This is a genomic window from Halomonas sp. ND22Bw (assembly GCF_003011945.1).
In the GTDB taxonomy this organism is placed as follows: domain Bacteria; phylum Pseudomonadota; class Gammaproteobacteria; order Pseudomonadales; family Halomonadaceae; genus Halomonas; species Halomonas halophila.
The window spans coordinates 1-312 of the sequence record NZ_PXWD01000520.1 but is presented as its reverse complement, the minus strand read 5'-3'; the positions used below and the strand labels follow the sequence as shown (position 1 = coordinate 312).

Annotated in this window: 1 protein-coding gene; it reads right to left on the bottom strand. The window is 66.3% G+C overall.

Annotated elements, in window-relative coordinates:
- Positions 1-14 precede the first annotated feature (14 nt).
- The coding region (locus tag CVH10_RS19195; RefSeq protein WP_146143095.1) for a response regulator at positions 15-312 on the bottom strand (298 nt) is incomplete at its 5' end.

The window sequence follows — 312 nt, the reverse complement described above, 5'->3', positions numbered from 1 at the left end:
AGATCGAGGACGCATTAAGCCGCCTGCGTCCCTGGTTCGCCGCCCGCACCTGACACCATCTCCGCCGTCGATGTCGCCCGGTGAAGCGCATCGTACAGCCGCTTGGGCTCCAAGGGTTTGGGCAGCCAGTCGGTCATGCCGGCGGCATAACAGGCGGCCACTTGTTCGGTTTCGGTGCCGGCGCTGAAGCCGATCACAGGCACGGTCGCGTTCGGACCGTCGGAGCCGCGCAGGCGCCGCGTCGTCTCATTGCCGTCGATGCCCGGCATGTTGACGTCCATCAGCACCACGTCAAACGCCCGTTCCGCCAAC